The 12,260-nt window shown below is 46.6% G+C and carries 16 protein-coding genes; 13 read left to right on the forward strand and 3 right to left on the reverse strand.

From position 1 onward, the window contains the following. Positions 1-185 precede the first annotated feature (185 nt). From KQI79_RS06790 to KQI79_RS06845, 12 genes are all read left to right on the forward strand, one after another. Entirely contained in the window at positions 186-947 is a 762-nt protein-coding gene (locus KQI79_RS06790) for an SHOCT domain-containing protein (protein ID WP_216537475.1), read from the forward strand. A 77-nt stretch (positions 948-1,024) separates the two neighbouring features. Beyond that, positions 1,025-1,375 (forward strand): hypothetical protein, encoded by a 351-nt coding sequence (locus KQI79_RS06795; RefSeq protein WP_216537476.1) that lies wholly within the window; start codon positions 1,025-1,027, stop codon positions 1,373-1,375. A gap of 19 nt (positions 1,376-1,394) precedes the next feature. Continuing rightward, positions 1,395-2,318, forward strand: coding sequence for a hypothetical protein (locus tag KQI79_RS06800; RefSeq protein WP_216537477.1), 924 nt, complete (start codon positions 1,395-1,397; stop codon positions 2,316-2,318). A 638-nt stretch (positions 2,319-2,956) separates the two neighbouring features. Then, positions 2,957-3,157 (forward strand): WCX domain-containing protein, encoded by a 201-nt coding sequence (locus KQI79_RS28165; RefSeq protein ID WP_367398146.1) that lies wholly within the window; start codon positions 2,957-2,959, stop codon positions 3,155-3,157. Positions 3,158-3,280: 123 nt separating this feature from the next. Continuing rightward, complete coding sequence (locus tag KQI79_RS06810; protein WP_216537479.1) at positions 3,281-4,150, forward strand: DUF4097 family beta strand repeat-containing protein; 870 nt, start codon at positions 3,281-3,283, stop codon at positions 4,148-4,150. 99 nt (positions 4,151-4,249) lie between these two features. After that, positions 4,250-4,612, forward strand: a complete 363-nt coding sequence (locus KQI79_RS06815; RefSeq protein WP_216537480.1) for a hypothetical protein — start codon at positions 4,250-4,252, stop codon at positions 4,610-4,612. Between the two features lie 79 nt (positions 4,613-4,691). Further along, complete coding sequence (locus KQI79_RS06820) at positions 4,692-5,195, forward strand: GNAT family N-acetyltransferase (RefSeq protein ID WP_216537481.1); 504 nt, start codon at positions 4,692-4,694, stop codon at positions 5,193-5,195. Between the two features lie 258 nt (positions 5,196-5,453). Beyond that, entirely contained in the window at positions 5,454-5,795 is a 342-nt protein-coding gene (rplS, locus tag KQI79_RS06825; RefSeq protein ID WP_216537482.1) for a 50S ribosomal protein L19, read from the forward strand. A gap of 94 nt (positions 5,796-5,889) precedes the next feature. Continuing rightward, positions 5,890-6,504, forward strand: coding sequence for a signal peptidase I (lepB, locus tag KQI79_RS06830; protein ID WP_216537483.1), 615 nt, complete (start codon positions 5,890-5,892; stop codon positions 6,502-6,504). A 21-nt stretch (positions 6,505-6,525) separates the two neighbouring features. Beyond that, complete coding sequence (gene ylqF, locus KQI79_RS06835) at positions 6,526-7,401, forward strand: ribosome biogenesis GTPase YlqF (protein WP_216537484.1); 876 nt, start codon at positions 6,526-6,528, stop codon at positions 7,399-7,401. A gap of 174 nt (positions 7,402-7,575) precedes the next feature. Then, positions 7,576-8,502, forward strand: a complete 927-nt coding sequence (locus tag KQI79_RS06840) for an AEC family transporter (RefSeq protein WP_216537485.1) — start codon at positions 7,576-7,578, stop codon at positions 8,500-8,502. Between the two features lie 100 nt (positions 8,503-8,602). Beyond that, positions 8,603-9,022 carry an Hsp20/alpha crystallin family protein gene (locus KQI79_RS06845; RefSeq protein ID WP_216537486.1) on the forward strand — a complete coding sequence of 140 codons (420 nt, stop codon included), beginning with the start codon at positions 8,603-8,605 and terminating at the stop codon, positions 9,020-9,022. 36 nt (positions 9,023-9,058) lie between these two features. On the opposite strand, the gene KQI79_RS06850 is transcribed toward KQI79_RS06845, so the two are convergent. The 3 genes from KQI79_RS06850 to KQI79_RS06860 are packed head-to-tail and all read right to left on the reverse strand — an operon-like array spanning position 9,059 to position 11,036. Next, complete coding sequence (locus KQI79_RS06850) at positions 9,059-9,784, reverse strand: TIGR03943 family putative permease subunit (RefSeq protein WP_216537589.1); 726 nt, start codon at positions 9,782-9,784, stop codon at positions 9,059-9,061. Further along, entirely contained in the window at positions 9,697-10,047 is a 351-nt protein-coding gene (locus KQI79_RS28170; RefSeq protein WP_367398147.1) for a DUF1980 domain-containing protein, read from the reverse strand. Before KQI79_RS28170 ends, KQI79_RS06850 begins: the two co-directional genes overlap by 88 nt. Beyond that, positions 10,029-11,036 (reverse strand): permease, encoded by a 1,008-nt coding sequence (locus tag KQI79_RS06860; protein ID WP_216537590.1) that lies wholly within the window; start codon positions 11,034-11,036, stop codon positions 10,029-10,031. Before KQI79_RS06860 ends, KQI79_RS28170 begins: the two co-directional genes overlap by 19 nt. 180 nt (positions 11,037-11,216) lie before the next feature. Here KQI79_RS06860 and KQI79_RS06865 point away from each other — a divergent pair, with 180 nt between their 5' ends. Then, entirely contained in the window at positions 11,217-11,852 is a 636-nt protein-coding gene (locus tag KQI79_RS06865; RefSeq protein WP_483311371.1) for a ribonuclease HII, read from the forward strand. Positions 11,853-12,260: the final 408 nt, after the last annotated feature.

Below are 12,260 nucleotides of genomic sequence, written 5' to 3' on the forward strand. Positions count from 1 at the left end.
GTAGACTTCACCTAAAAGGTGCTCCTCTCTTTGGGTGTAGTGTTCTCGACAAACACCATTCTACCAAAGATTTGGGCACTTTTTTATGTTTTCAATGAACGGTACTTTCGAAATTTAGGTTGATACTATTTCTTTTGTTTATTGTTTGGCTCTTTTCAGTATCAACTGCTCTAGGATGGATTTTTTTGATTGGTTTTATAGGGTTTGGTGTTTACATATTATTTAAAGATAACCAAAAAAGAGAACAAGAAAAAGAAAATAAGGTAAAGAAATTCAATGAAAAAATAACAACACTCTGGGATATTGAAGGATTTGATGTGACACAGCGGTTCATCAGTGCAGATTTTGATACTGGATTAGTATTAGATGAACAAACAAATAGACTATGTATTATATATTCGCAGTTTAATGAAATTAAAATACTTAAATATAGAGATATATTGGCGGTTGAAGTTATTGAAGATAATGAATCAGTGAATAAAACTTCAAGATCTAGTCAAATCGGCGGTGCCCTTATCGGCTCAGTAGTTGCAGGTGGAGTCGGAGCAATTATTGGCGGGCTATCAGGTAAATCCATTTCTTCAACAAAAATAAAAAAGTTAGACTTAAAGATAGTTGTTAATGACATTAGCCAACCAGTATATATTCTTAATTTTATGAATTGCATTAGTGAAACAACCGGTGAGGAGTTAAGCGGAGTAAGTAAGGATGACCCGAAATATAAGGATGCCCTCAAAAACGTGACTCATTGGCATAGTTTGATTAGTGTATTAATTAAACGTGCAGATGAAGAAGACAAGGAAAAAGAAAGGCAAGATCGAAATGACATTGAAAATATTTCTAAACCTAACTCTGTTGACGAACTGTTTAAACTATCTCAATTATTAAAAGAAGGTTTTATAACACAAGAAGAGTATGAAAAGCAAAAGGCGAAAATATTAGCTTAAATTTGATACTTATATTATCTCACCGCCAATTTTAGGCGGTTTTTCTTTTTCCAATAATAACAAAGGAGCGAATTTACATGACAAACATCGAACGCCTTAAAATTGAAACCAAAGGTATTAATTATCCAGATGATGAACTTTCTATCTACCTTCAAGAAAATGGACTTCATTCAAATGACGTATATAATCCACAATCTAATTCCAATAAAAAGGCAATCTATGTTACAGCGTTAGCTTTGCTGGAATCCCTTGCCAACCAACCGCAACTATTTAAATCGTACAAATTGGACGATATAACCGTTTATGATTTTGCAGACAATTTACAAAAAAGAATAACCCAGCTTGACCGCAAGCTCAGAATGATGGCTAGCAGTGATGACAATAACGGGAATGGTAACGGTAGTGTGTTTATGTTGTTTGATGCCTAATTTGAAAGGAGAATCATAATTGACATTTAATCTATTAGATATAGACGTTACAGGCGACTATAAGTATCTACTTTCGACACTAGGGCAAGATGTTTTAATTAACGACAACCCCATAAGAGCATTGATTACCAATACAAATCTATCAAAGGGTTACAACGATAAAAAAATCTCTTCCCTCTCTCCTCTCCAACGTGGGGACTTAGTTTTATACGAGGGAAAACAGTTTATGATTATTTCCGAACAAACAGGCGAACGTTACATTAAACATAAGGCGATCATGCGCCTGCTTCCATTAACAATAAAAGTAAACCATAATTGCAATTTTGTTGATGTGCCTTGCTTTATAGATTCCCCTTCATTTGAAGTCTTCGACGGAAAATTTATGTCTATGGCAGCAGGTGAGATAAATGTCCATACACAGGATAATGAGCAGACAAGACAAATTGCCATTAATGATCGATTTATAAAATTTGGGCAAGCATTTAAGGTTACTGGAGTTGATCCCCTGTCTGAGCCGGGGATTATCATACTGACATGCAAAAAAGATCAAATTAACCCTGCTATTGATGATACACAAAATGATTTAGCGGGATTTTTTGCTTGTAATCAGCCAGAACCAGAGCCAGAGCCGAAAGACTTGTATATTGTCATAAAATCAACTTCGGATAAACCTAATGAGATAATTATTGATCGACAAAAAACATATTCTGCAGATGTATTTTTAGAGGATAGTTTAGTTGACGGTGAATCTGTAAGTTGGCAATTGTTCGCGGATGATAAAATAAATCCAACCACTTTAGCGAGTATTATCGAGCAAACAGATAAGCAATGCACAGTTAAAAATAATGGTGTAACAAATGGATACGTGCAATTGAGGGCGGTTTTAGACAGTGATGAGACGGTGGAAAGTTGGATAAGGATTCGAATGCGTCCGTTGTTTTGAGACCACTACCTACAAAAATATTAACAGACTACTTTACATAAATATAGATAACAACTATAATAGTTAATATAAATCTTGTTGGATTGTAGTCTGACAGGTTCGTTTCATAAAAAAGCCGTAAAAACGTTGATATAAAGCCTTTTTTTATTATAGTGCACTCCAAAATGTGTACTTGGGGTGGGTGAGGTCGCAGGTTCAAATCCTGTTACTCCGACCAGATTCATTCATTTTCATGCAATGTTTAAACAAGGTACATATCCCTGCTAGGGAACGGGCCGCACTCTATGAATATAAAAGGGGTTGCGGTTTTTTTATGCTTAAAAGATCATGCAGCCCAGTTGCTGGCGTGTTCTAAACAATTTAAAGCCTTCAAAGCTCGTTAAGTCCTCGCATATTTTTGTTCGAAATTTCATATACAAATCGCGATTTGCGGCCTGATCATGCACTGGCGTTGATTAAAAATCGAATATGAACGGGCGGACGGTTCGCCGCGCCAGTCCCGCGAACGAAACGTTTGAACGGCCGGAAAGTTTCAATCTGGCTCAGTATTGGATTTCCTCTACGGATGCTTTTATCGGAAATTTGCCGACATTCGAAGTGCGGGCGGAAGTTCGTCCGGCGATTTTGCCAAGTTTGAAGTGGACCGACCGATATGTGGAAATTGCGGAAATCGGGGCAAGAGCCGGGAAGACTGGATTCTTGTCGAGCTTTATTTCGAATGGGAGGACGAGGCGAAAGGATTTATATTAGGTTTTGCCGATCAGATCAACGTTATCGAACCGAAGCATCTGCGAATGGAGATAAGGCGGTGGCGGGCATGTACCGGTAAGTTCCGCTAGACTTAAGTCCAGTGCAATTTATTGCATAGGTCCGTTGGATTATCGTATGACATTGATATACTAAGTACAGGATGGATTCGTCTTCGATAATTCAAAAGAACAGCATACGGGGGGACTTATGAAATGATGAGAAAAAACGTTATCATTTGTTCGGCTATATTGGCGGTAAGCCTTATTTTCGCCGGATGTTCGGCAAAGCAGGACGTCGTCGCAAGCAAGCAGGCCGACCAAACGCTGCAAGTGAACAAAGAAATGCAAGTCGATGCCAAATTCCGGAGCGTGAGCGTCAAGAGCGACGTGCCGGCCGTTCGGATCGAGCCGTCTTCCGACCGGTTCGCGCATCTTACGATGCAAAGTTCCGCGCCTAAGGAATTTGCCGAACATTTCAACGTCTATTATAAAGAAACGGGAGATCGGTTGGAGGTGGTCGTCCAAGGGAAAAACAACCGAGATAGTATTCCCGAACTTCTAGACCTGATTAAAGTGTGGAAAGCCGAACTGCATATTCAATTGCCTTCCGATCGATACGAACGGATCGACGTGAATACCGAAATCGGCAAAATCGAATATAGCGGGCTGGGCGCGGAGCAGCTTGCGGTAAAGAGTGAAGTAGGCGCTATCGAGGTTGCCGATGCCGATACCGGACAAGCGGCAATCCATAACTCGGTAGGCTCGATCGCAGTACATAATGTGAACGGCGTTATGGACGTTACGAACCAAACCGGCACCGTTCAGATCGAAGTCAAGAACGTAGAGCATAACATCACCGCAAGCTCGGAGATCGGAGCTGTAACGATTTCGACGGAGCGGCAACCCGAGAATGTCGGCTTGGCTCTCTCCAGCGAAATCGGGAAAATCAACACCAATTTCGCCATGGATTATAAAGAAAACTCGAGAACATCGGTCGTCGGGCAGAAAGGTTCGGGCGGAGCGAAGATCCAGGTTGACACGTCAATCGGGCCGATCGAAGTCAATCATCTGGAAAGCGAATAGAAGCGGGCAAGGACATGAAATAGTAGAACTTTACCTCGTAATATGGTACATTTCTGATATCTATTGCATGGCAAATATTCGCTATCAGGAGGGGTTGGGTTGGGTTTTATAGTGAGGTATAATGATAAAGACGACCATTTTACCCGTAAAGAACAGCGTTTTATCATTCGATCTTCCGCCGAGGAAGAAGCCCGCAAACGCAGGGAAGAGGGACATGCCGACGTCGTCGTCCAAGATGAATCGGAAGGCAGCAATATGATCGGCATCATCGTCCGAATCATTGGAATCGCCGTTATCATCGTCGGAATCGTCATCGGATTCGTGGCGGGACAGCTGAGCTATGAGTTTCAACTGATCGTTTCGTTGTATTGGTGGTGCGGTTCGTTCATTACGGGAATGCTCTTTATCGGCTTTGCGGAAGTGATCAAACTTTTGCACGAGATTAATAGAAAAATAAAGTAAAGCAACGACAGCGGAGGAAAACATCATGAGAAAAAGAACGGTTGCTTCGGCTTCGGCCGTATAATCATTGGTGATGCAGATGGTACACATAAGAGAAGCCGTTATCGAAGATTTGCCGAATTTATTAATGATATACAATCATGCCGTACGTACGTCCGCGGCCACATTCGATTTGGAAGAGTGGACGCTGGAAGAGCGGAGGGAGTGGTTTTCCCATTACGGCGGACCGTATCCGCTTATCGTCGCGGTCGTCGACGGGGTCGTCGTCGGATACAGCAGCTTGTCGCCGTTCCGGCAGAAGGCCGCTTACGCCAAAACGGTGGAAATTTCCGTCTACATCGATCCGAAGTTTTGGGGCCGGGGCATCGGCAAAATATTAATGGAAGAAATTTTGAAACGGGCCAAGGAACTGCAGTATCATATCGTCATTTCCGGCATTACCGCCGGCAACGACGCAAGCGTCAAGCTCCATGAAAAATTCGGGTTCTCATATATCGGCACCTTTCATGAGGTAGGCTGGAAATTCAACAAATGGCAGGATGTCATGTTCTATGAGCCGATCTTGCCCGAATCTTCTTCGTAATCCGATTGCGCCGCGGTCAACGCTCGCATTCCGCATATGATCCGGTCGTTACGGTCTTGAACCGGCTTGACGTCCCGGATTATGATTTTCCGGGTTTGGCTTTGCAAAAACCCTATTTCCATGCTTGTTTTTCAACATTTCTTGTGTTAAAATTTTATCTGTTGTGGTGAATTCGGTGGTCCTCTGCGGACGATGAGGCGGAGCAATTGGCGCTCCCTGAGACGACATGAACACCTGAGTGGAAGGAGGGAGTCCTAGATGAATATCGTTCAAGCGATTACACAAGAACAACTTCGTAAAGATATTCCAAGCTTTCGTCCCGGCGATACTTTGAAAGTATATGTAAAAGTTATCGAGGGTTCGCGCGAGCGTATCCAGCTTTTCGAAGGTGTTGTGATTAAACGTCGTGGCGGCGGAATTAGTGAGACTTTTACGGTTCGTAAAATTTCTTACGGCGTAGGCGTGGAAAGAACATTCCCGCTGCATTCCCCGAAAATCGATAAAATCGAAGTGGCTCGCCGTGGTAAAGTGCGTCGTGCGAAGCTTTATTATCTTCGCAGTCTTCGCGGTAAAGCAGCTAGAATTAAAGAAATCCGTTAATTGGCGACTAGAGGGGCTTGTGATGCAAGCCCCTTTCGCTTTTGTATGAAATATCGGCTTGTAACGCAAGTTATAGGAAGGGGTCAAACAGGCGATGGACCAAGAGCAATCAATCGATCAATCGGAACAAACTTCCAAACCGGATAATAAAGTAAAAAACGAATTGATAGAATGGGCCAAAGCCATCGGGATTGCTGTCGTTTTGGTCGTTGTCATTCGTTGGTTCGTGTTTGCGCCGTTTATTGTGGACGGCCCATCTATGGAGCCCAATTTCGAAACAGGCGAGAGGCTGATCGTAAATAAACTGCTTTACGATTTCCGCATGCCGCAACGGGGCGAGGTCGTCGTGTTCCATGTGCCTGACGAGGGCAGAGATTTCATTAAACGTGTGATCGGCTTGCCGGGCGATACGGTGAAGGTGGAGGGCGACGACGTCTATGTCAACGGTGAAAAAGTAAACGAATACTATATTCAAGATGCAATCGAACAAAGCAATCAGGAAGGACGCTTATACAACTCGTATCTCAATTTCCCGAACGGAGAAGTGCCTGACGGCACGGTGCCGGAAGGCAAAATATTCGTGATGGGGGATAATCGTTCGAACAGTAAAGACAGCCGCTCGATCGGCTATGTGGACATTAAGGAAGTTGTCGGCCGCGCGGATTTGATTTTCTGGCCGATTCAGAAAGTAACGATCGTGAAACATTAATGTCGGGCGAGGTGAACAAAAGTGACGATCCAATGGTTTCCCGGACATATGACGAAAGCGCGGAGGCAAATCCAGGAAAAGCTCAAGCTGATCGATGTCGTCATCGAACTGTTGGACGCCCGTCTTCCGCTGTCCAGCCGCAATCCGATGATCGATGAAATTTTGCAAGGCAAACCGCGCTTGATTGTGCTGAACAAAGCGGATCTGGCGGATCCGGAGGCGACGGACCAATGGATAGCTTATTTCAAAAACGAAGGAATAACCGCCCTTCCGGTTGATGCCTCGAGTGGGACGAAAGTGCAGGAAATTCCGGGACACGCGAAGCGGCTGTTGCAGGATAAAATTGAGAAGCAAATTGCCAAAGGCATCAATCCGAGGGCGATTCGCGCCTTAATCGTTGGCATCCCGAACGTCGGCAAATCGACGCTTATCAACCGACTGGCCGGGAAGAACATCGCTGCGACCGGCGATCGGCCGGGCGTCACGAAAGGACAGCAATGGATTAAAGTCGGCACGGAGATGGAATTGCTCGACACCCCGGGAATATTATGGCCGAAGTTCGACGATCAAACGGTCGGCTATCGTTTGGCCGTTACGGGTGCAATCAGGGAAGAAATATTGAATATCGAAGATATCGCTTTTTTCGCGATCCGGTATATGTCGGAATATTATTGGCCGGCGCTGCAGGAGCGTTTCTCCCTTGCTCAGAAGCCGGAGCATCCGGACGAGCCTGACGAAATCGTGGCGATCATGGAAGCGATCGGCCGCAAGCGCGGCTGTTTGATGGGCGGCGGCCGGGTCGATCTGGAGAAGGCGTCGAGCCTTTTTTTGCGCGAGTTGCGTGCGGGTAAATTAGGGCGCATCTCGCTGGAAGTGCCTTTATCGTTTATGCTGTAAATATGATCCGAAACGTGAAACGCTCCCTAGGATGGGGCGTTTTTTGCTGGCTTTCTTTTGCATGCGTATTGCATTCTGCGGAAGAAAACGGTAGAATCGAGGCTGTTCATTCCCTATGAACGGAAAGCCGCTAGTAGAGTTAATAGAAAAGTCGATAGAAAGAGCAGATGCGAGATGGCGATATTTTTTCATATTTTGTTAACGAACGTGCTGCCGATGAGTGTGATGGTTGCGATTGGAATAGTGCTGCAGCGCGTTTTCTCGTTGGATATCAAAACATTGTCGAAACTGAATTTCTATTTATTTTCCCCGGCCATTATTTTCGATTTATTGTACAGTACGGCGATATCGGCGCAATTGATCGGACAAGTTCTTTTCTTTTTCCTGCTGTTTATGGCGGCGCAATATCTATGCGTGGAATTGGTGATCAGGCTGAAAGGCTACAAGCAAGGGATGAAAGGCGCGATGCGCAACAGCGTCTTGTTCTATAATAGCGCCAATTACGGCATTCCGCTGAATCAGCTTGCTTTCGGAGGCAATCCGTACACGCTCGGGATTCAAGTCATTATTATGATGATGCAGTCGCTCATACCGAACACTTATGGAGTTTATACGGTCAACGCTCACAAGGCGGATACAAGACGGATATTGCGTACGATCGCGTCCATGCCGATCTTGTATGTCATTCCGCTTGCCTTTGCGCTGCGCGGTTTCCATGTTCCGATTCCGCAGTTTCTCTATACGCCGATCGATTATTTATCCAGCGCTTTTATCGGCATGGCGCTAACGACGCTTGGCGCTCAACTGGGCAATATGGAATGGCGTTTGGACCGCAAGCTCGCTGGGGATGTCGGCATCTCTTCCGCCTTACGGCTCGTTGTCGGGCCTTTGCTTGCCGCGTTGATCGTCTGGCTTATGGGATTGGATCGGATGATGGCCGCTGCGCTGATCGTCTCTTCGGCGGTTCCGACGTCGCTCAGCAGCGCGCTTCTGGCCGTCGAATTCGATAACGAAGAACAATTCGCCTCTCAATCGGTGTTTGTTTCGACGATATTGAGCATTGTGACGGTAACGGTCGTTATTTATTTGTTGCAAATGTAAAAGAACGGACCGCTCTTGCAAAAAGTTCTACGGCCGTGAGAACAACGGGGCCGATGGCGAATACGATAATCATAAGACGCTTGAAGAAAGGAAGATCGCCATGGGAAAATTGGTTCGCCGTTCCGGCCGCGATGAATTGACGGATTTCTTGCATCTTAATCGAGAAATGACCGGGGCGTTGCAGCAATTTATGCGAAGATTCGATTCGTTTATCCGCGAATTGCAGCGTTTCTCGCCGCGTTTGCATGTGGAGGAGAACGAAAAGGCGTATTTATTAGAACTGCGGTTGCCCGGGATCGATCCGAAAGACATCGTGATCGAAAGAGACGAGCGGATGCTTACGTTCCGAAACAACCAATCGAATCGGATCGAGCGGAAGAATGCCGGCGCTTACGCCATGTCGTATTCGCAGCAATCTTATCATCATACGTTTCCCCTGCCCCCTGATGCGGATCCCGGCAAATTGGCGAAGCGGAGCGTAGACGGCGCGCTGCAGCTTTATATTCCGAAACGAAAATGACGCCCGGCAAGCCGGGCGCATGCCAATGCCGGACGGTTAAGGTTTGAACAGAAACTGGTAGTCGGGATACACGTACGGGGATGCGAGCGCTGGAATCGGCTCGATCTTCGTCGCTTCCAATTTCACGATATCGTTATCCTCGTATTTCGATTTGCCGATAATGCCCGTTACTTTTACCCAATCGTCGGTTTTATATTTGGGCGCTTCGTCCAATTCGACCATGATGCCGAAGGCGGAAGCGTCGGCCGAGCAGCATTGCACCTCAAACCGGGTTACGGCAAACTGGTTCCGCTTCATCGATTCGTCGCGGTAGACGAAGCCGCTTAACTCCGCTGTTTTTCCTACAAACAAATCTTTGAAAATGTCGATTGCCGTAATCGTCTCAATGAAGCCTTCTTCCGGAACGGATATGATGTCTTGCTTGTACAGCTTCATTCCCAGCTTCGCGAAATCTTCGTAAAATTCGTCGGCGACGAACATTTCCTTCAGCTTCTCGTCCCATGCGGCGCCGTCTGCAAGCGGGGAAGATGACATAGAGTCTTGCACCCCCAGGCCGCTAGTGCCGTTCGGTTTCGCAGGTTCTTCGATCGTTAGCGTTACTTGCTGCCGCATGCGTTCGGAGAGCGAATTCGTTTGGACGATACTTTGCCCGCTTCGCTGCATCTCGCCTTTGCTTAAATTGACCCCCCTCTTGCTCGCCAGCGTACTGTCCAACAGCGCGTCGGGCAGCCCAAAGCCAAGCAGAAGGGGAAATAGAAACAGGGAGTAAGTACTGTCGTTTTCATCGGCGAAGACGGCGGCGGCTCGTTATGCCCACAGCCGCATGATCGATCATGTTGCTCGAATAAGGCTCGAATGCCCGAATATAGCTGGTATGCCGCGATAACGTAGAGGGCCATGGCGGACAGCTTTACATATAGCTGCATACGGGGCGCTATGTAATAAATCAGCGCGTCGTTTCGCACCAGATAGACGATATAAGCCGCGAATCCTCCCCCTTCGGCGATTACTGTAATAATACATATTGAAACAAAACGGAGCCGAGCGGTACGCTGACGATCAACAGGGCGGCGATCAACAGTACGTACTTTTTTTTGAAAACGGACAGAAGCATCAACGTGCCCTTGAAATCGAGCATCGCGCCAAAGACAAGAAACGTCAGGATGGATCCGCCGGTGAACATCGAAGCGAACGAAGAGGCGACGAAAGCGTCCGATGTGGAGCATATCGATAATAGATAAGCGAAGCCCATCATAAAAAATTGCGAGCTCCATTCTCCTTGCCCGATCGCCAGGATGCTTTCTCTCGCCATAAACGTTTGAATGGCCGCGGTTATGAGCGCTCCCAGAATCAAGTACTTGCCCATCTCGAAAAATTCGTCCGAAGCGTGCCGCAGGACGGAGCTTAAGCTGCGGTCATGCTTATGTTCATGGCCGTGATTGCCGCAGGAGGCATGCGCGTGGGAGATTGCTCCGCGGTCAAGCCCGTTCGCCTGCGCCCCGCGGATGGCGAGATCGCTCTTGCGGACGAATTTATGTATGTACAGCCCGATAAATGCGGCGACGACAAAGGCAAGTCCCATGCGGGAGTACGCCATTTCGGGCTGCGAACGGAAAGCCATGAACGTCGAGGCGTATACGATCGGATTGATAATCGGACCCGCCAAGACGAACACCGTGGCCATATAAAGCGGCATGCCTTTGCGCAACAGGCGGCGGACGACGGGAATCATTCCGCACTCGCATATCGGAAAGACGATCCCAAGCAAGCATGCGAACACAATGCCCGGCAGCGGATGTTTGGGGATAAACCGGCTAATCGTCCGTTCGGAAACGAAGATATGCAGCAAAGAGGAGATGAATACGCCTAGCAGCACGAACGGCAAAGCTTCCAGCAAAATGCTGATGAACATTACCTTAAACGATTGCACATGGGCGCTCTCCGCCGCGGGACGGCCGACCGCATCCCAATTCAATACAATAACGGTGAAAAAGGCGGCGATCCATATAAGCATAAACAGTGCGCGATTGCTGATCGTTCGAATAAGCACGGGTACCTCCTGAAATTAGTCTAATACTCTATAATATAGAAATAGAATGGACAACATGTCAACTTATTCGTAAAAATTACGTTTTATTTTTCCAGCGAATTTTTTGTTTTCATCGTTGGCGGAAGGACTTACAATAGTAGAGAGGTGAAAGCAGTGAACGACAACGATATGTTGCAATTCGAACGGCAGTGTCGGGAAGAAGGATATGCGCACATTGCCGGGATCGACGAAGTAGGCAGAGGCTGCCTGTTCGGCGACGTTGTGGCCGCGGCCGTCATTTTGCCGCCCGGCTTGGAGATCGAAGGCATCGACGATTCGAAAAAATTGACAGATAAAAAACGAGAAGCGCTCTACGATATTATTATTGAACGGGCGGCGGCCTTCTCCGTCGCGCGTGTCGACGCGGCGACGATTGACCGCATCAATATTAAACAAGCCGCGCGGTTGGCGATGAAATACGCGGTGCAAGGGCTTGAAGTTGCGCCGGATTACTTGCTGGTGGATGCGGAGAAGATCGATAGCGACATACCGCAAATGCCGATCATTAAAGGCGACGCCCGCTCGCAATCGATCGCTGCCGCTTCCATCGTGGCGAAGGTGACGCGGGACAGGCTTTGCACCGATCAATGGGATGCGATGTATCCGGAATACGGAATCGCCATACATAAAGGCTACGCGACGAAATTTCACCGCGAGCAGTTATTGATTCACGGCCCCAGCCCGCTGCACAGGCAATCCTTTCTGAAAAACTTGTTCGTCGTGCAGCAGGAACTGTTTTAGAAGGATGAGGGCTCGGAGCCCGTGCCGCAAAGGTTTATTTTTGCTGCGCAAAGGCCGATAAATACAGTAAAGCGTTATGCTTCATGCTTAAGGACGCTCCCACTGGATTTCATGAAGTAAAAAAGTATGAAATCGTCGGTTTTTGCCGGTTTGATTGGAATGTATCCATTCAAATGGTTACGATTTCGATCTCAAAGATCATTTCACGCATATTTTGTTGGATGAAATCCAATGGAACGCAGTAAAGCCGGCTTAAATGCGACAAAACAATGGATGAAATCCAATGGTTTTCAATTCGGTGAGACTGTTGGGGAGGGGGATGATTTCGCCTTCACCATTTTAGCAAAGGTTCCCCGCCTTCCATTCCTCATTCCCTTAGGAAAGAAATGTATTGATGTTTTATATTGC

Origin of the sequence: Paenibacillus sp. MSJ-34, from assembly GCF_018918005.1 — a bacterium.
GTDB lineage: Bacteria > Bacillota > Bacilli > Paenibacillales > Paenibacillaceae > MSJ-34.

Excerpts from the sequence above, each read along its gene's own strand:
- KQI79_RS06795 (WP_216537476.1), top strand. The coding sequence starts at position 1,025 with ATGACAAACATCGAACGCCTTAAAATTGAAACCAAAGGTATTAATTAT.
- KQI79_RS06820 (WP_216537481.1), top strand. The coding sequence starts at position 4,692 with ATGGTACACATAAGAGAAGCCGTTATCGAAGATTTGCCGAATTTATTA.
- KQI79_RS06845 (WP_216537486.1), top strand. The coding sequence starts at position 8,603 with ATGGGAAAATTGGTTCGCCGTTCCGGCCGCGATGAATTGACGGATTTC.
- lepB (WP_216537483.1), top strand. The coding sequence starts at position 5,890 with ATGGACCAAGAGCAATCAATCGATCAATCGGAACAAACTTCCAAACCG.
- KQI79_RS06840 (WP_216537485.1), top strand. The coding sequence starts at position 7,576 with ATGGCGATATTTTTTCATATTTTGTTAACGAACGTGCTGCCGATGAGT.
- KQI79_RS06860 (WP_216537590.1), bottom strand. The coding sequence starts at position 11,036 with ATGCTTATATGGATCGCCGCCTTTTTCACCGTTATTGTATTGAATTGG.
- rplS (WP_216537482.1), top strand. The coding sequence starts at position 5,454 with ATGAATATCGTTCAAGCGATTACACAAGAACAACTTCGTAAAGATATT.
- KQI79_RS06810 (WP_216537479.1), top strand. The coding sequence starts at position 3,281 with ATGATGAGAAAAAACGTTATCATTTGTTCGGCTATATTGGCGGTAAGC.